The sequence below is a fragment of the Burkholderia mycopellens genome (assembly GCF_964265025.1).
Classification (GTDB): domain Bacteria; phylum Pseudomonadota; class Gammaproteobacteria; order Burkholderiales; family Burkholderiaceae; genus Burkholderia.
This window is the reverse complement of the sequence record NZ_OZ183803.1, coordinates 2,385,705-2,402,059: the sequence shown is the minus strand read 5'-3', so window position 1 is coordinate 2,402,059 and position 16,355 is coordinate 2,385,705. Positions and strand designations below refer to the sequence as shown.

Here is a 16,355-nt window from a genome sequence, read left to right as displayed (position 1 = left end):
CGTCGGCCATTTCGTGCCAAAGGCGCGACCCGTTCGGCTAAGATGCCGTCGCTTCATATTTCGGGATAGCCGTCCTGTCGCACGCATTTAAACCAAATATAAGCCTGACAGTTCGACGGTATTAGAAGAAGTCGAACAAGTCGGGGGCTTGGCCAGTGAATGCAGCAGATCAGAGATGGGTCGTTATCTATTTGAGTACGGGATTTTCGTTGGCCCAGGCCGCGCGTCTTGGCGAGGCTTTCAACCTGGCGAATCGCCTGCACGCACACAGTGCTGACTACCAGCTGAAGTACGTATCCGAAAGCGGGGGGCTGTTGCAGTCGTCCTCCGGCGTGAGCATCGCGGCCGATCCGCTCGGTGACGAGCACGGCCGCCGCGCACTCGCGTTCTTTCATCTTCACGGTGACCGCGCGGCCGTCAACTGGGACGACGCGTTGCAGCGTCGCCTCGCCGACATTCGCCGTCATGCGCGCTGGATCGTCGACGGGATGGATCTGCCCACGCTCGCGGCCATGCGGCGTCCGTCGGCGGCGATCGAAGGGCGGCCTGGTCGGGCCGGGCGACGGGGCGCCACGACGGTCGAGGCGCAGGCCGGCGAAACCGACGTGTTTGCCGCCGTGCTCGACATGTTCCGCGCCGACCTTGGCGACGGCGCCGCGCAGGAGATCGCCAGCAACCTGCTGCGGCCGGTCGAGCAACGCTATCCGCAGTCGATGTGGGCCTTTCGCGAGCTGAGCGCGAGCCCGTCGATCCGGATGTCGGCGCAGCGGCTGCGCGCGCAGAGCGTGAACCGCATCTCGATCGCGAATGCCGCCCAGGCTGCCGCGATGAGCGAGCGCAACTTCCTGCGGCGCTTCAAGAAGGAAATCGGCGTGACGCCGACCGAGTTCGTCCAGCACGTGCGGCTCGAGCGCGCCTGCCACATGCTGGTCCACACGACGCTGCCGGCCGATAAAGTCGCGCGCCGTACCGGGTTCGGCAGCGGCGAGCGGCTCGCGAAGCTGTTTCGCCAGCGCATGCTGATGTCGCCGACCGAGTTTCGCGTCGCCGAGCGCGAAAGGATCCTCACCCGTGGCGCGGCGCCGGCGGATGCGGACGGGGGGCGCTGCGACGGCGCCGGGGGGCGTTGCGCCGCGTGCGAGGCCGCGCGCGAGAAAACCGGGCGGATACCCGTAGAATCGTCCTGTCGCGATTTCGATCCCCGGTTTCCATGTCCTTCCTCCCCACTACCGCCACCGCCCCTTTCTGCCCGTCGGAAGTAAAGGGCAGCATCACGATCGATGCCGGCGCGCCGCGCTGGCAGAAGCTCAAGCGCTTCTTCGGCCCCGGCCTGCTGGTCGCGATCGGGTACATGGATCCCGGCAACTGGGCGACCGACATCCAGGCCGGCTCGCAGTTCGGCTATTCGCTGCTGTGGGTGGTCGCGTTCTCGAGCCTCGCGGCGATCTTCCTGCAGATGCTCGCGGCGCGGCTCGGCCTCGTCGCCGGCAGGGATCTCGCGCAGGCCAGCTACGACCGCTACGGCCGGTTCGGCCGCATCGTGCAGTGGGTGACCGCCGAAGTGTCGATCATCGCGTGCGACATCGCGGAAGTCCTCGGCTGCGCGCTTGCGTTCAAGCTGCTGCTCGGCGTGCCGCTCGCATGGGGGATCGTGCTGACCGCGCTCGACACGGTGATCGTGCTCGGCCTGCAGGGCAAGGGGTTCCGGCAGATCGAGGCGATCGTGCTCGCGCTGATCGCGACGATGGCGTTCTGCTTCGTCGCGCAGGTCGCGATCACGCCGCCCGACTGGCACGCGGTGGCCGGCGGGCTGGTGCCGGGCGATCCGGGCCACGACCGCAAGGACGCGATCGTGCTCGCGCTCGGCATCGTCGGCGCGACGATCATGCCGCACAACCTGTACCTGCATTCGTCGGTCGTGCAGACGCGGCGCGTGGTCGGCGGCGCGCGGGGGATGATCCGCGACACGCTCGCGCTGGTGCGTATCGATACCTGCGTGTCGCTGTTCGTCGCGATGCTCGTCAACGCGGCGATCCTGGTCGTCGCGGGCGCGGCATTCCATGCGACGGGTCAGCACAACGTGACCGACATCGAGCAGGCCTACAAACTGATTACGCCGATCGCGGGCGGTGCTGCCGCGCTGCTGTTCGGCATTGCGCTGCTCGCGTCGGGGCAGAGCTCGACGCTGACCGGCACGATCGCCGGCCAGGTGATCATGGACGGCTTCCTGCATACGAAGATCCCGTGCTACCAGCGCCGGCTGATCACGCGCGGGCTCGCCCTCGTGCCGGCGCTGATCGGCGTGCTGTGGCTCGGCGACGGCTCGGTCGGGCAGTTGCTGGTGTGGAGCCAGGTGCTGCTGAGCTTGCAACTCCCGTTCGCGATGTGGCCGCTGATCCGCTCGGTCAGCGATCGCAACACGATGGGCGAGCACGCGATCGGGCGCGGGATGCAAATTGCCGCGTGGGCGCTGTTCGCCGTCATTACCGGCACGAACCTGTTGCTGATTTCCGGTGTCGCGGGCTGATACAGCCTGTCACAGGCTGACACAGTCGCGCGGCGCGCATGCGGTAAACTGCGGCCTTTCGATCGTCGTCCGAAGTCCGTTATGTGGAGTGAAATCAGCAACATCGGCGATGCCGCGCTGACCTTGCCGATCGCACTGACGTGCGCGGCTTGGTTCGCGCTGACCGACTGGCGCCTCGCCGTTCGCTGGGGTGTGCTGCTCGCCGCCGGCATGGGCCTCGTCGGTGCCACCAAGATCCTCTATGCCGGGTGCGGCATCGAGCTGCCGCAATTCGATTTCCGCGTGATCAGCGGCCATACGATGCTGTCGACGTCCGTGTGGACCGTCGCGCTGTCGATGCTGTGGCAGGCGTTCCGGCCGGGCAAGGCGCCCGGCATCGCGGCCGGGCTCGCCGTGGGCGCGGTCACGGCCGTCGCGCGCGTGTTCGATCATTCGCACACCGTTCCGGAAGTGATCGTCGGCTGGATGCTCGGCGCGGCGGTCGCGCTGGTGTTCCTGCGCGGCTACGACGGCGCGCGGCAGCGTGCATTCTCGCCGCGCGTCGCGGCCGTCTGCCTGCTGCTCGTGTCCGGCATCGCGTACGGGCACCGTGCGCCGTTCCAGCAGATGATCGATACCCACTCGCCGCAACTCTGCGCGTTCGTGCGCACGCCGTCGGGCGACGGATTCTGACGGCAGCCGGTCACGGCGCACCGGCGCCGCTTGCTTGCCGCCGGCATTCGCCCGGCGGTTGCACGATTCCACACCGTTCATCTTCCCGATTGCGTTCGCGTCTGCGTCTGCGCGGAACGCGGCGCTCCGTCATGCCCTGAATCGACGAACCGGCCGGTCGACATGACGGGCGAGTGCCGCCGGCCCGTGCACGCGCGCCGACACATGAAGGTCATTAACGGCACCTATGACTGGGCATAACGATTATTCATTTCATCGATTGGCGGCATTCGCGTACGCTGGCTGTCGTTCAACCGGGGCAGGCTGCCCGGCCCGTCCGGCACGCCGATATACTCGCGTAAACCGTGCGGCGCCTCGTGATGCCGAGGCGCGGTCAGCCGGCCCGGGTTGGCCGGAACAGGCACGGCAAACCCGTCGCGGCAGCGTTCCGCGACGACGATTCACGACAGGAGCAGGTCACATGACAGTCGTTTCTTCGCGCCTTGCCGGCAAGTGCGCATATATCACGGGCGCCGCGGGCGGCCTCGGCCGTGCGATCGCGCGCCGGATGGTCGAGCAGGGCGCGCGCGTGTTCGTGACCGACATCGCCGACGCGGCGGTGCTCGACGCGTTCGCGCAGGAACTCAACGCGGGCCACGCGACGCCGGTCGCGTTCGCCGCGACGCAGGACGTGCGCGACGAAGCGCGCTGGCAGGCGCTGCTCGCGCAGGCGGTCGATGCGATGGGCGGGCTGTCGGTGCTCGTCAACAACGCGGGTGTCGGCTCGATCGGCTCACCCGCGCAGATCGAACTGGACGAATGGCGGCGCGTGATGGCGATCAACGTCGAGAGCATCGTGCTCGGCTGCAAGCATGCGCTGTCGTACCTGGCCGAAAGCCATCCCGCATCGATCATCAACATCTCGTCGGTGGCCGCGTTCAAGGTCGAGCCGGATTTCACCGCGTACAACGCGTCGAAGGCGGCGGTCGCATCGCTGACGAAGTCGGTCGCGATCGACTGCGCACGCCGCGAGATCGACGTGCGCTGCAACTCGATTCACCCGGCGTTCATTCGTACGGGGATCGTCGAGCCGCTGTTCCAGTCGCTCGGCGAACGCGATGCGACGCGCAAGCTCGCGCGCGGCATTCCGCTGCGCCGGCTCGGCGAGCCGGACGACGTCGCGCATGCGGCCGTGTATCTCGCGTCCGACGAGAGCCGCTTCGTGACGGCCGCCGAACTTGTCATCGACGGCGGCATGTGCGCGGTCTGATACGTATCCCGAACGACAACGACTGGAGGAGAACATCGTGTCCACACTCGTGAACCGCCAACTGCTGCTGAAGACGCGCCCGGAAGGGCGGGTCGGCCGCGAACACTTTTCGCTCGTCGCGACGCCGGTGCCGGCGCTCGCGGAGGGCGAAGTACTCGTGCGCGTGCTGTATCTGTCGATGGACCCGACCAACCGCGTGTGGATGAGCGACGTGCCGCAGTACCTGCCGCCCGTCGCGATCGGCGAGGTGATGCGCGCGCTCGGCATCGGGCGCGTGGTGGCGTCGCGCCATGCGGGGTTCGCGGAAGGCGATCTCGTGCAGGGGCTCGTCGGCTGGCAGGACTACGCGATCGTGCCGGCCGACCAGGCCGCGCAGCTCGTGAAGCTGCCTGCGGAGACGGGCCTGCCGTTGCCGACGCTGCTCGGCGCGTGCGGGATGAGCGGGCTGACCGCGTACTACGGGCTGACGGACATCGCGCCGGTGCAGCCGGGCGAGACGCTCGTGGTATCGGCGGCGGCCGGCTCGGTCGGCTCGATCGCCGGGCAGATCGGCAAGATCCACGGTGCGCGCGTGGTCGGCATCGCGGGCGGCGCGGACAAGTGCCGCTATCTGACCGAGACGCTCGGCTTCGACGCGGCCGTCGACTACAAGGCCGACGATTTCCGTCAGCAGCTGAAAGCGGCGACGCCGGACGGCGTGCACGTGAACTTCGAAAATGTAGGCGGCGAGGTGATGCGCGCGGTGCTGTCGCGGATGGTGATCGGCGGGCGCGTCGCGCTGTGCGGCGTGATCTCGAATTACAACAGCGGGCGCGCGGCGGACGACGTCGGCGTGTTGATCTCGAAGCGGCTGACGATGCGCGGCTTCCTGATCCTCGACTATCGCAAGAGCCGCGAGGCCGTGCAGACGCTCGCGGGCTGGCTGCGCGACGGCCGGCTCAAGGCCGAGGAGACGGTGGCGGACGGTCTCGAGAATGCGCCCGACGTGCTGAATCGCCTGTTCGACGGCGACCATCGCGGCAAGCTCGTGCTGCGCGTCGATCCCGGCGCGTGACCGGCCCGCCGCGCCGCGTGCGATGCCGTTCGTACGCTCGCGCGGCGAGCCGGTGTCGAACGCGGTGCGTTCGAACAACCGGGCCTTAGTTTCGGACTTGTCCCATATATTGTCCGGACGCCTCTCCCTAAAGTGATTGCCAGCAGACAGGCGGCGTGACCGACATGTCACGCCGCCTTTTTTCTGGTCACGCCAAGGGAGAAGGAACATGCGAAACGACGCGAAGCGGGCGGCATCGGTGGCGATGCGCAATCGAACGGTGCGGTGCGCGAGTGCCGTGCGGAGGATGGCGATCGGGCTTGGCGTGGCGTTCGCGATGTCGAATGCCGGGGCGGCCGGGCACGCTGCGTCGGGCGGTGACGTGCGCTTCACGGGCGCGCTCGTCGATCTCTACGACGTGACGCTCGACGCGCGGTCGGGCGTGGGGGTCGAAGGACGCGAGGTGGCGAACGGCGAGGCGGCGGCCACGCTGCGGTTCGATGCGCATGGCCGGCGTTTGCCGGGTGCCCATGTGGCGCTGGTCGGGCCGGACGGTGCGCCGTTCGCACCGGATATCGCTTCGCGTGTGCGTGCAACGTGGCGCGATGCGCGCGACGATCGAAGCGTGCCGCTGGTGTCGGGCCGCACGTATCGCGTGGGTCCGTATGGCGGCGTGATGATGCTGGCGGCGGATGAGGAAACGGGCGCCGTGGCGCCCGTCGTGATTCGCATTCGTCATCCGTGACGGCGCGTGCATGCAGGTGCGTGGCACGCGGCCGTGCGACGCATCATTCGCCGTGTTCGGCCCGTGCGTAGATGTCCCAGCTCGCCATGAACAGCGCGGCGACGAGCGGCCCGATCACGAAGCCGGTGATGCCGAACAGCGCCATCCCGCCGAGCGTCGAGATCAGCACGACCCAGTCGGGCATCTTCGTGTCCTTGCCGACGAGGATCGGGCGCAGCAGGTTGTCGACGAGGCCGATCACGCCCACGCAGAACGCGACGAGGATCGCGCATTTCCAGAGCGCGCCGATCATCAGGAAGTAGAGCGCGGCGGGCACCCAGACGAGGCTCGCGCCGATCGCGGGCAGCAGCGACAGGAACGCCATCAGCGCGCCCCACAGCACCACGCCTTCGATCCCGAGGATCCAGAAGATCAGGCCGCCGAGCGCGCCTTGCACGAGCGCGACCGCGATGTTGCCCTTCACCGTCGCGCGCACGACCGTCGTGAATTTCGCCAGCAGCAGGTTCTTGTGCTCTTCGTCGAGCGGCAGCGCGCGGCGCACGCGGCGGCCGATCTCGCCGCCGTCGCGCAACAGGAAGAACACCATGTACAGCATCACGCCGAAGCTCACGACGAACTGGAACGTGTTCTGGCCGATGCTGAGTGCCTGCGTTGCCGCAAGCTGGCTGATCTGCGCAGCGCCATCGGTCAGCTTCTTCTGGATGCCCGGGAGGTTGCCCAACCCGTATTTCTGCAGCAGGTGCTGGATCGACGACGGCAGCGCGTGGATGATGTCCTGGAAGTATTGCGAATAGTTCGGCTGCGCGGTCTTGATTTCCTGGTACACGTACGCGATTTCCTGCACGAGCGTCGCGGCGACGAACACGAGCGGCAGGATCACGATCAGCACGATCAGCGACAGCGTCACGAGTGCGGCCAGGTTGCGCCGCTTGCCGAAGCGTGCGGCGAGCCAGCGCTGCACGGGCTGGAACAGGATCGCGAGAATGGTGCCCCAGAACACGGCTCCGGAAAACGGCGCGAGGATCCAGCAGAGTCCGACGGTGACCGCGGCCAGCAGGAAATAGAAGAATTTTTGGTGGTCGTGTCCGCTTTCCATGGATGACATTCGCGCAGATTGATGCGTGGTTTGATTGAATCTCGTTGCCCCGCGCACGATCGGTTCGCGATCGTCACGGGTTCGCGGCGAAATGCGCCGCGGGGCGGCCCGAAGCGGAGTATGCCCGCAAAGGTGCCGCCATCATAGCCGCTGCGGGCGGCACATGCGAAAACGCCGCGGGCGGGGCCGCGGCGCTGCCGGGAAGCAAACGCGGCGCGACGCCGCGTGCCGCATCGTCAGATATTGAGCTTCGTGACCTTGGTGCCGTTCACCGACAGGTCGCCCATCAGGCCCGCGTTGGTCAGGATCAGCACCTCGACCGGGGCGGTGGCCGTGGTCGTATCGACCGCGCCGTTCGCGCCGACCTTCACGACCGCGACCGATGCGTCGGCGCCTGCGGCCCAGCCTTCGGACCTGCGGAACGAGTCGAGCGCATCCTGCGTCATGAACAGGAACACGATCGCCTTCGACTGCGCGCCGGCCTGCAGGCCGACCGACAGCGACGACGTGTTGTAGTAGCCGACCGTGCTGCCGCCGACGCGCAGCGCGCCGTTGCCGGACTGGCCGCCTACGATGAAGCCGGCCTGCAGCACGTTCGGGAACACGAGCACGCCGCGCGATTTCGCGACGAGTTCACGCGAACCCGGCACCGTCGAATAGAGACGCGACAGCGTCGCGTTGACGCTGGCGTCGATCGACTGGCGCTTCGACGCGCTGGCCGCGGCGCCTTCCGGTTTGTCCGGGGTGGTCGTGCAGCCGGCGAGCGCGAGGCCGCCGAGCAGGACGGCGGCGGCGGCTTTCATGGCAAGGGTCTTCTGCATGGCGTTTCTCCTTCGTTGTCTGATTGAGTACGGTCGGGGCGGGCAGCGGGGCGGCCGGCTCCGTTCAACGGCGGGCGAGGAGCAGGCCCGCAACGAACGCGAGGCCGGCGACGACGCCGGCGGTTTGCCACGGGTTGTCTTGTACGACCTGCGACACGCGTTCGGCCGATTCGCGCAGTCGGGCGGCCGCGCTGCCCGACGCATGGTCGAGCGCGCTGCGCGCTTCATCGAGCCTGGATTGCACGCGCTTGCGCAGCGCGGCGATATCGCCGTCGCCATCGTTTTTCAGCAGATCTTCCAGTTCGTCGACCAGCCCGCGCAGATCGTCGGTGACGTCGGCATGCAGGTCGCGGGCGGCCGAGCGCGTCGTGCGTCCCACGCGCCGGCCCGTGCGACGAATGTCGGACAGACCGCGGTCCAGCTTGTGTTCGATCGAGTCGGTGAGCGCCATGGTGTTGATCCTCCTTCGATTCAACGTAAATTTGAAGATAAGATGAATCCCAGCAACAGGTGTGATTCACTTGGCCCGATTTTGTTTCGAGACAAATTTTCAATGCGTCGGCAGGATTGCCGCGAAGCCCCGCCGCACGGGGCAGCGCGGCGATTGAAAAAAATTCGCTTTCCGGATGAAGCGGCGTACCGGGTTGCGGTACGCGGTGAAGGTTCGGTAAATATCGCGTCGCCGGGGCCATCAGGTAAATAGTGCCGTTGCAGGCCTTGTGCTGATGCAAATGCACTAGTCGCCGCGTGGTTGACGAGCACGGTTCGTGCCCGGGGCGGCGAACGTGCCGCCCTCGCCAAGCGCGACGTCGATCACGACGGGATCGTGATCCGATGACCGGTACGCGTCGGGTGCGTAATAAGTCGACCGTTGCGCGGACGTTTTGTAATCGGGCACGGGTTGCAGGGCCACCGGTTCGTCGGCGTTGATGTGCCAGACGTGCACGGCCTTCACGCGCGCGGCGAGCGCCGGCGTGGCGAGCGCGTGGTCGAGGCTACCGGCTTCGCCGCGAAATACGTAGCTGTACGCAGCATCGCCGACGAAGCGGGGCACCAGGTTCGCGTAACCGCGTGATTCGAGCGCGCGCAGCGGATCTTCCTTCGCGTAGCTGTTCAGGTCGCCGATCAGGAGTACGCCTTCGGCCGTGGTGCCGGTCGGCGACGTGGCGAGCCAATCGGCGATGCGCGCGGCGGCTCGCGTGCGCGCCGCATTCCAGCAGCCCTGGCCGTCCGACTGGTCACGATCGACACCGGTCGCGTTCGGGCAGTTCTTCGATTTCAGGTGATTGACCGCGACCGTGAAGGCGCGCGTGCCGCCGATGCGCCGGAATGTCTGCGCGAGCGGCGGGCGGTGCCGGCCGCCGAGTGCGACGGTCGCGGCGCGCCCGGCCGGCTCGACCGTGCGGCTGTCGTACAGCAGTGCGACCGCGATCGCGTCGCGGCCGAGCCGCGCGGTGCCGGGATCGACGGTGCGCCAGCCGTCGCCGAGCTGCGCGGCGAGACGCCGCACGGCGCTCGCGTCGCCGTAGCCGTTGTTCGCGATTTCCATCAGCCCGATCACGTCGGCACGCAGCGCGCGCAATGCCGCGACGATCTTCGCCTCCTGCCGCGCGAACGCGGCGGGCGTTTTCGCACCGCGATTGGCCGGGGCATCGAATCCGTCACCGTTCCCGTCGCCGTTGAAATAGTTGAATACGTTGAACGACACGATGCGCACGTCGGCATCGGGATGCCGGGCCGGCGCATCGGTACGCGGGTTCGCGGCGGCATCGAACACCGGCGCCGCGCCCGCAACCGGTTGCAGCCGCCACGTGCCGTAACGCAGTTCGATCACGCCTTCGACGCCGCGTACCGTATAGCCTGCGCGCAGCGTGTTGGCGGCACTCAGCGCGGGCGGCGGATAGCGCACGGTCGCGGGATCGCGGCGGTTCGAGCCGTCGTCGAGCACGATGCGGTTGCGTGCGTTCGCTGTCGCGATCGCGGCGGCCTCGGCCGGCGGCGCGACGTGGGTCGGGATGCGCAGCCGGCCGTTGCTGAGGACGATGCTGCCGTAGCGGCCGAGCTCGTGGGTATCGCTGACGGTCAGGGTTTGCGGCAGGCGCACCCGCATGCCTTCGAGCGCGCTCAGCACGGATAGCGTGGCGACCGGCAGCGTGAGCGTTGCAGGTGTGACTGTCTGCCCGTGTGCGCAGACGGTCACGCCGCCCGACAGCGTGAATTGGGTCCGGCCGTATTGCTCGTCGACCCGGCCCGTGAGATGCACGAGATCGCCGGCCTTCGCGCGTGCGTTCGGCGCATACACGAACACGCCTTCCGGGATGCCCGGCCGGTGCCGTCGCTGTGCGTCGGCCTGCTGGACGAAGAAGCCGCCGAGGCCGTCGGCACCGCCGAACGCCGCCGTGACGACCGCTTCGATCGAGGTGGTTTGACCGGCCAGCGGCGACGGGCCGCCGGCGCTGCGGAGTTCGGCAATCGGCGTGGTTGCGCCGCCGCAGCCGGCGCTGACCGGCGGCGCGGCCGTGGCCGGCCGGGCAGCGAGGGCGGCGAGGGCGGCGAGGGTCGCCAGGGCGATGAACGGTGCAACGGCAAGCGGGCCAAGCAGGCGTGACATGGGACGGTCCACAGGAAGAAAATCCGACGGTTCGGGAGGACATCTTGACGGCAAAATGTCAGGAAGCGGCCGAATTGGCCGTCCGGCCAGTGCCGATTGGCCGACGATGCAAGCCGCACGGCGGCTGCTACGCTTTTTGCATCGGTCGGCGCATCCCGATCGCGCAGCGAACGCTGCCGTGCCCCGTTCCCACAGGAGAAGCCCATGTCTTACATGCTGTTGATTGTCGAGCCGACCGACCAGCGCGCCGAACGCACACTCGACGAAGGTCAGGCGCTGTACGCGCGGATGGTCGATTTCGCCGAAACGCTCAAGGCGCGCGGCGTGCTGCGCGGCGTCGAGTCGCTGGAGCGCGCCGAGCGCGGTACGCGCGTGCAGGTGCGCGACGGCGAGACGCGCCTGCTCGACGGCCCGTTCGCGGAGGCGAAGGAGATGGTCGGCGGCTTCTTCATCGTCGACGTCGACACGCGCGAGGAAGCGATCGAGATCGCGCGCCAGTGTCCGGCCGCGCAATGGTGCACGGTCGAGGTGCGCGCGGTCGGTCCGTGCTTTTTGTGAAGGCCGCGACTCGGTATTTACCCTGATGTGTCGCGGAATATGTCGATCCGGTTGTCTTCCGGCCGTCGTCCGGATAAGGCGCCGACGAATGGGCGTCGCCTTTCAACGACGACAAGGAGTGAACGATGCGATTCATGATCATGATCCGGGCGAACGCCGTCAGCGAGTCCGACGCGTTGCCGGACAACCGGCTGGTCGAAGCCATGACCGTCTATCACGAGGAACTGGCCAGGGCCGGCGTGCTGCTCGACGCGAACGGGCTGCGCCCGAGCGCGAACGGCTGGCGCGTGCGCTACTCGGGCGGCAAGGGCACCGTGGTCGACGGCCCGTTCGCCGAAACGAAGGAGCTGATTGCCGGCTATACGCTGATCCAGGTGCGTTCGCGCGACGAAGCGCTCGAATGGACGCGCCGGTTCCCTGCGCCGTTCGGCGCCGAGATGGATTGCGAGATCGAGGTGCGGCCGCTGTTCGAGCTTGACGACCTCACGCCGAGCGACGCGGTCGAGCGGTTCCGCGAGCTCCACGTCGGCCGTACCGGCGCCTGATTGACTGCCCACCTGAATCCAACTTCACCGGGAGCACCCGACATGCACAAGATGGTCTTCATCAACCTGCCCGTGGCCGACCTGCCGCGCTCGAAGGCGTTCTACCAGGCGCTCGGCTTCGAAGTCGTGCCGGCCTATACCAACGACCAGGCCGCCTGCATCAAGATCAGCGACACGATTTTCGCGATGCTGCTCGTGCGTCCGTTTTTCCAGACGTTCACCGGCAAAACCATCATCGATCCGGCAACGCAGGTGCAGGTCCTGTCGTGCCTGTCGTGCGAAAGCCGCGCCGAAGTCGACGCGATCGTCGCAAAGGCGCTGGCGGCCGGCGGGTCCGCGCCGCAAGCGCCGCGCGAGTACCCGAACATGTACGGCCACGGGTTCGACGATCCGGACGGCCATGCATGGGAGCTGATGGCCATGCCGCTGGACGCGTCCGCCGAGGGGCAGGCGTCGTGACGCGTGAGGCGACTCACCGTGCGATTGAAGCGGTCTGGCGGATCGAGGCGCCCAAGATCATCGCGCGCGCCGCGCGTGTGGTGCGCGACGTCGGCGTGGCCGAGGAACTGGCGCAGGACACGCTCGTCGCGGCGCTCGAGCACTGGCCCGTCGACGGCGTGCCCGACAACCCGGCCGCATGGCTGATGACGGCCGTGAAGCGTCGCGCACTCGATCGTGTCCGTCAGGAGTCGCTCCACGCGGCGAAGCGCGACCAGCTCGGCCACGAGATGGACGCGCTCGAAGCGCACGTCGTCCCCGACATCGCGGAGGCGTTCGTCGACACGAGCGACGACATCGGCGACGACCTGCTGCGGCTGATCTTCACGTCGTGCCACCCGGTGCTGTCGACCGATGCGCGCGTGGCGCTCACACTGCGGCTGCTCGGTGGGCTGACGACGGGCGAGATCGCGCGCGCGTTCCTGACGCCCGAGCCGACGATCGCGCAGCGGATCGTGCGCGCCAAGCGCACGCTCGCGGCGGCGCACGTGCCGTTCGAGGTGCCGGCTGCCGATGCGCGGCCCGCGCGGCTCGCGTCGGTGCTCGAAGTGATCTATCTCGTGTTCAACGAAGGCCATGCGGCGACCTCGGGCGACGACTGGACGCGCCCGGCGCTGTGCGACGAGGCGTTGCGGCTCGGCCGCGTGCTGGCCGGGCTGGCGCCGGACGAGAGCGAGGTGCTCGGGCTCGTCGCGCTGATGGAGCTGCAGGCGTCGCGCATGCATGCGCGCATCGACGCGCAGGGCCGGCCCGTGCTGCTGCTCGACCAGGATCGCAGCCGCTGGGATCCGCTGCTGATCCGGCGTGGCCTCGCGGCGCTCGAACGCGCGACGAAGCTCGGCGGCGTACGCGGGCCGTATGCGCTGCAGGCCGCGCTGGCGGCCTGCCACGCGCGCGCGCGGCAGGCGTCGGATACGGACTGGGCGCAGATCGTCGCGCTGTATGACGCGCTTGCCGAAGTCGCACCGTCGCCCGTCGTCGAGCTGAATCGCGCGGTGGCCGTGGGGATGGCGTTCGGGCCCGCTGCGGCGCTCGAACTCGTCGACGCGCTGCGCGACGATCCCGCGCTCGCGCGCTATCACTGGCTGCCGAGCGTGCGCGGCGACCTGCTGGCGAAGCTGGGCCGCGCCGACGAGGCGAAGGCCGAATTCCGCCGCGCGGCGGAACTGACGCGCAACGAGCGCGAACGCGAATTGCTGCTCAGGCGCGCGACCGACGCTTGACCCACGCAGCACGCGCGCACCCCGAGCCCTGAGCCCTGAGCCCTGAGCCCTGAGCCCCGAGCCCCGAGCCCCAAGCCCCGCGTCCCGCCAAGCACTATCGCCCGGATTGAAAAAGCCTATTGGGGGATGCGAACGCGAGCGCCTAGATTGAAGAGCACGATGCGCGCGCCCCGGCACACGCATCGTTCCCCACATACCTGATCGGCCCGGCTTCGCATGCGGCCGCGCCGACTCGAACGGAGGCGCAAATGGCTCAGCTCAAGGGCAGCAAAACCGAAGAGAACCTGAAGGCCGCATTCGCGGGCGAATCGCAGGCGAACCGGCGCTATCTGTATTTCGCTTCGAAGGCTGACGTCGAAGGCCAGAACGACGTCGCTGCGCTGTTCCGCTCGACCGCCGAAGGCGAAACCGGCCATGCGCACGGCCATCTCGAATACCTGGAAGCCGTCGGCGATCCGGCAACGGGCTTGCCGTTCGGTTCATCGCGGCAGAATCTCGAATCGGCGATCGCCGGCGAAACGCACGAATACACCGACATGTATCCGGGCATGGCGAAGACGGCGCGCGACGAGGGCTTCGACGAAATCGCGAACTGGTTCGAGACGCTCGCGAAGGCTGAACGCAGCCACGCGAACCGCTACACGAAGGCGCTGGACAGTCTCGTCGACTGACGGGCCGCCCGCGGGCCGCACGGCAGGCCGTGCGACCGGCAAGCGGCCGGCTGTTCGTTCATCGCTGCCCGCATCGTGCGGGCGGCGCTGGCGCGCATGCGCGCCACGCTGGAGCGCCCCATGCCCCACAAGGAAGGCAGTCTCGAAGCCCCGACCCGGCATCCGCTCGACTGGCAGTCCGATGCGTTCTACGACCAGGCCGCGATCGATGCTGAAATGACGCGCGTGTTCGACATCTGCGCCGGATGCCGGCGCTGTGTGTCGTTGTGCGGCGCGTTTCCGACGCTGTTCGATCTGGTCGACGACACGCCGATGGGCGATATCGAGGAGGTGCCGAAGGAAGCGTTCGGCAAGGTCGTCGACCAGTGCTACCTGTGCGACCTCTGCTACATGACGAAATGCCCGTACGTGCCGCCGCATGCATGGAACGTCGACTTTCCGCACCTGATGCTGCGCGGCAAGGCCGCGCGCTACCAGCGCGGCGAAGCGACGCTGCGCGACAAGGTGCTGTCGAACACCGACGCGCTTGGCCACTTCGCCGGCATACCGATCGTCACGCAGGCGGTGAACGCGGTGAACCGCACGCCGCCCGTGCGCCATGCGCTCGAGGCGACACTCGGTGTCGATCGCCATGCGTGGCTGCCGGAATTCGCGCCGCGCAAGTTCCGGCGCACGGCGAGGCCCTCGGACGGCTTGCCGGTGCGCGACGGCGAACGCACGCCCGGCAAGGTCGCGATCTACGCGACCTGCTACGTGAATTTCAACGAGCCCGGCATCGGCCACGACCTGCTCGCGATCCTCGCGCACAACGACATCCCGTACGAACTCGTCACGCGCGAAGCCTGCTGCGGGATGCCGCTGCTCGAGCAGGGCAATCTCGCCGGCGTGGCCGCGAAGAAGGACGTGAACCTGCCCGTGCTCGAACGCTACGCGCGCGAAGGCTATGCGCTGATCGGCGCGATCCCGAGCTGCGTGCTGATGTACAAGAGCGAGCTGCCGCTGATGTTCCCCGGCGACGAAGCAGTGCGCGCGGTGGCCGAAGCATTCTGGGATCCGTTCGAATACGTGATCGCGCGGCATCGCGACGGGCTGCTGAAGACCGATTTCAAGACGGGCCTCGGCACCGTGTCGTATCACGTGCCGTGCCATGCGCGCGTGCAGAACATCGGCCGCAAGACGGCCGACGCGCTGTCGCTCGTGCCCGATACGCGTGTGAATGTCGTCGAGCGCTGCTCGGGCCACGCGGGCACGTTCGGCGTGAAGAAGGAATTTCACGCGGACGCGATGCGGATCGGCGGGCCCGTGTTCAAGGCGATGGCCGAACCGCAGCCGGATTTCGTGTCGTCGGACTGCGCGCTGGCCGGCCATCACATCGTGCAGGGCATCGACGACAAGGGGTTGCCATCCGCACCGCTCGCCCATCCGCTCACGCTGCTGCGCCGCGCGTACGGCATCTGAGCCGCCGCCGGCCGACCCACGAGGCTCTCCCATGACGTTGACCCGCGATTCCCTGCTGACGCTCGAAGCGTACGCGAAGATCCGCAAGGCCGAACACGCGCGGCTCGTCGCGTACAAGCGCCGCCGCGCGGTGGCGCTCGGCAATCACCTGCGCTTGCTGTTCGAGGACGAGACGACGATCCGCTATCAGATCCAGGAGATGCTGCACATCGAGAAGATCTTCGACCAGGCCGGCATCGAAGGCGAGCTGGAAGCGTATCTGCCGCTCGTGCCCGACGGCACGAACCTGAAGGCGACGATGCAGATCGAGTACGAGCACGAGCTCGAACGGCGCGCGGCGCTCGCGCGGCTGATCGGCATCGAGGATCGCGTGTACCTGCAGGTCGACGGGCATGCGAGCGTCTACGCGATCGCCGACGAGGATCTCGAGCGCGACAACGCCGAGAAGACGTCGGCCGTGCACTTCCTGCGCTTCGAGCTCGGCGCGCCGATGCGCGCGGCGCTCAAGGGCGGGGCGGCGCTGTCGATCGGCTGCGATCACCCGGCCTACACGATGCCGGCGCAGCGCGTGGACGCGGACGTGACCGCCTCGCTCGCCGGCGATCTGCGCTGACGCGTCCGCTGCACGTCCGGCACGTCCTGCCGACC

The 16,355-nt window shown here is 68.1% G+C and carries 17 protein-coding genes; 13 read left to right on the top strand and 4 right to left on the bottom strand.

Annotation, left to right across the window (positions count from 1 at the left end; translation table 11 throughout):
• Nucleotides 1–209 precede the first annotated feature (209 nt).
• The 6 genes from ACPTTC_RS29015 to ACPTTC_RS28990 all read left to right on the top strand — a co-directional run bounded on the left by ACPTTC_RS29015 (nt 210) and on the right by ACPTTC_RS28990 (nt 6,226).
• Nucleotides 210–1,262: a helix-turn-helix domain-containing protein gene (locus ACPTTC_RS29015; RefSeq protein WP_423394931.1), complete on the top strand. Its 1,053-nt coding sequence runs from the start codon at nt 210–212 to the stop codon at nt 1,260–1,262.
• On the top strand, nt 1,211–2,527 hold the full coding sequence (locus ACPTTC_RS29010; RefSeq protein ID WP_423394930.1) for an Nramp family divalent metal transporter: 1,317 nt from the start codon (nt 1,211–1,213) through the stop codon (nt 2,525–2,527). The genes ACPTTC_RS29015 and ACPTTC_RS29010 overlap by 52 nt, the downstream gene beginning before the upstream one ends.
• A gap of 81 nt (nt 2,528–2,608) precedes the next feature.
• Complete coding sequence (locus ACPTTC_RS29005) at nt 2,609–3,199, top strand: phosphatase PAP2 family protein (RefSeq protein ID WP_175965883.1); 591 nt, start codon at nt 2,609–2,611, stop codon at nt 3,197–3,199.
• Between the two features lie 460 nt (nt 3,200–3,659).
• Nucleotides 3,660–4,448 carry an SDR family oxidoreductase gene (locus ACPTTC_RS29000; RefSeq protein ID WP_059521513.1) on the top strand — a complete coding sequence of 263 codons (789 nt, stop codon included), beginning with the start codon at nt 3,660–3,662 and terminating at the stop codon, nt 4,446–4,448.
• Between the two features lie 37 nt (nt 4,449–4,485).
• Nucleotides 4,486–5,502, top strand: a complete 1,017-nt coding sequence (locus ACPTTC_RS28995) for an NADP-dependent oxidoreductase (RefSeq protein WP_423394929.1) — start codon at nt 4,486–4,488, stop codon at nt 5,500–5,502.
• A gap of 208 nt (nt 5,503–5,710) precedes the next feature.
• A complete protein-coding gene (locus ACPTTC_RS28990) occupies nt 5,711–6,226 on the top strand; it encodes a thioesterase (RefSeq protein WP_423394928.1) in 516 nt (171 codons plus the stop codon).
• 43 nt (nt 6,227–6,269) lie between these two features.
• Here ACPTTC_RS28990 and ACPTTC_RS28985 read toward each other — a convergent pair whose 3' ends face one another.
• The 4 genes from ACPTTC_RS28985 to ACPTTC_RS28970 form a co-directional block, all read right to left on the bottom strand.
• Nucleotides 6,270–7,322: an AI-2E family transporter gene (locus ACPTTC_RS28985; protein ID WP_175965887.1), complete on the bottom strand. Its 1,053-nt coding sequence runs from the start codon at nt 7,320–7,322 to the stop codon at nt 6,270–6,272.
• A gap of 236 nt (nt 7,323–7,558) precedes the next feature.
• The gene (locus ACPTTC_RS28980; protein ID WP_226195115.1) at nt 7,559–8,143 is read right to left on the bottom strand and encodes a BPSL1445 family SYLF domain-containing lipoprotein; all 585 of its coding nucleotides are present in this window, start codon (nt 8,141–8,143) and stop codon (nt 7,559–7,561) included.
• 64 nt (nt 8,144–8,207) lie between these two features.
• Nucleotides 8,208–8,594, bottom strand: a complete 387-nt coding sequence (locus ACPTTC_RS28975; protein WP_069251033.1) for a DUF883 family protein — start codon at nt 8,592–8,594, stop codon at nt 8,208–8,210.
• Nucleotides 8,595–8,879: 285 nt separating this feature from the next.
• A complete protein-coding gene (locus ACPTTC_RS28970) occupies nt 8,880–10,754 on the bottom strand; it encodes an ExeM/NucH family extracellular endonuclease (protein WP_423394927.1) in 1,875 nt (624 codons plus the stop codon).
• Nucleotides 10,755–10,958: 204 nt separating this feature from the next.
• Here ACPTTC_RS28970 and ACPTTC_RS28965 point away from each other — a divergent pair, with 204 nt between their 5' ends.
• From ACPTTC_RS28965 to ACPTTC_RS28935, 7 genes are all read left to right on the top strand, one after another.
• Nucleotides 10,959–11,312 carry a YciI family protein gene (locus ACPTTC_RS28965; RefSeq protein ID WP_175965892.1) on the top strand — a complete coding sequence of 118 codons (354 nt, stop codon included), beginning with the start codon at nt 10,959–10,961 and terminating at the stop codon, nt 11,310–11,312.
• 125 nt (nt 11,313–11,437) lie between these two features.
• Nucleotides 11,438–11,857, top strand: a complete 420-nt coding sequence (locus ACPTTC_RS28960; protein ID WP_423394926.1) for a YciI family protein — start codon at nt 11,438–11,440, stop codon at nt 11,855–11,857.
• 42 nt (nt 11,858–11,899) lie between these two features.
• Nucleotides 11,900–12,316: a VOC family protein gene (locus ACPTTC_RS28955; RefSeq protein WP_072439335.1), complete on the top strand. Its 417-nt coding sequence runs from the start codon at nt 11,900–11,902 to the stop codon at nt 12,314–12,316.
• On the top strand, nt 12,313–13,578 hold the full coding sequence (locus tag ACPTTC_RS28950; protein WP_423394925.1) for an RNA polymerase sigma factor: 1,266 nt from the start codon (nt 12,313–12,315) through the stop codon (nt 13,576–13,578). The genes ACPTTC_RS28955 and ACPTTC_RS28950 overlap by 4 nt, the downstream gene beginning before the upstream one ends.
• A gap of 248 nt (nt 13,579–13,826) precedes the next feature.
• Nucleotides 13,827–14,249 carry a rubrerythrin family protein gene (locus ACPTTC_RS28945; protein ID WP_027791020.1) on the top strand — a complete coding sequence of 141 codons (423 nt, stop codon included), beginning with the start codon at nt 13,827–13,829 and terminating at the stop codon, nt 14,247–14,249.
• A 120-nt stretch (nt 14,250–14,369) separates the two neighbouring features.
• Entirely contained in the window at nt 14,370–15,707 is a 1,338-nt protein-coding gene (locus tag ACPTTC_RS28940; RefSeq protein WP_423394924.1) for a heterodisulfide reductase-related iron-sulfur binding cluster, read from the top strand.
• A gap of 31 nt (nt 15,708–15,738) precedes the next feature.
• Nucleotides 15,739–16,320 (top strand): DUF3501 family protein, encoded by a 582-nt coding sequence (locus tag ACPTTC_RS28935; RefSeq protein ID WP_226195109.1) that lies wholly within the window; start codon nt 15,739–15,741, stop codon nt 16,318–16,320.
• Nucleotides 16,321–16,355: the final 35 nt, after the last annotated feature.

What these genes read in the sequence shown, in the direction of transcription:
- ACPTTC_RS29010 (WP_423394930.1), top strand. Translation starts at nt 1,211, where the DNA reads ATGTCCTTCCTCCCCACTACCGCCACCGCCCCTTTCTGCCCGTCGGAA.
- ACPTTC_RS29005 (WP_175965883.1), top strand. Translation starts at nt 2,609, where the DNA reads ATGTGGAGTGAAATCAGCAACATCGGCGATGCCGCGCTGACCTTGCCG.
- ACPTTC_RS29000 (WP_059521513.1), top strand. Translation starts at nt 3,660, where the DNA reads ATGACAGTCGTTTCTTCGCGCCTTGCCGGCAAGTGCGCATATATCACG.
- ACPTTC_RS28990 (WP_423394928.1), top strand. Translation starts at nt 5,711, where the DNA reads ATGCGAAACGACGCGAAGCGGGCGGCATCGGTGGCGATGCGCAATCGA.
- ACPTTC_RS28985 (WP_175965887.1), bottom strand. Translation starts at nt 7,322, where the DNA reads ATGGAAAGCGGACACGACCACCAAAAATTCTTCTATTTCCTGCTGGCC.
- ACPTTC_RS28980 (WP_226195115.1), bottom strand. Translation starts at nt 8,143, where the DNA reads ATGCAGAAGACCCTTGCCATGAAAGCCGCCGCCGCCGTCCTGCTCGGC.
- ACPTTC_RS28975 (WP_069251033.1), bottom strand. Translation starts at nt 8,594, where the DNA reads ATGGCGCTCACCGACTCGATCGAACACAAGCTGGACCGCGGTCTGTCC.
- ACPTTC_RS28970 (WP_423394927.1), bottom strand. Translation starts at nt 10,754, where the DNA reads ATGTCACGCCTGCTTGGCCCGCTTGCCGTTGCACCGTTCATCGCCCTG.
- ACPTTC_RS28965 (WP_175965892.1), top strand. Translation starts at nt 10,959, where the DNA reads ATGTCTTACATGCTGTTGATTGTCGAGCCGACCGACCAGCGCGCCGAA.
- ACPTTC_RS28960 (WP_423394926.1), top strand. Translation starts at nt 11,438, where the DNA reads ATGCGATTCATGATCATGATCCGGGCGAACGCCGTCAGCGAGTCCGAC.
- ACPTTC_RS28955 (WP_072439335.1), top strand. Translation starts at nt 11,900, where the DNA reads ATGCACAAGATGGTCTTCATCAACCTGCCCGTGGCCGACCTGCCGCGC.
- ACPTTC_RS28945 (WP_027791020.1), top strand. Translation starts at nt 13,827, where the DNA reads ATGGCTCAGCTCAAGGGCAGCAAAACCGAAGAGAACCTGAAGGCCGCA.
- ACPTTC_RS28940 (WP_423394924.1), top strand. Translation starts at nt 14,370, where the DNA reads ATGCCCCACAAGGAAGGCAGTCTCGAAGCCCCGACCCGGCATCCGCTC.
- ACPTTC_RS28935 (WP_226195109.1), top strand. Translation starts at nt 15,739, where the DNA reads ATGACGTTGACCCGCGATTCCCTGCTGACGCTCGAAGCGTACGCGAAG.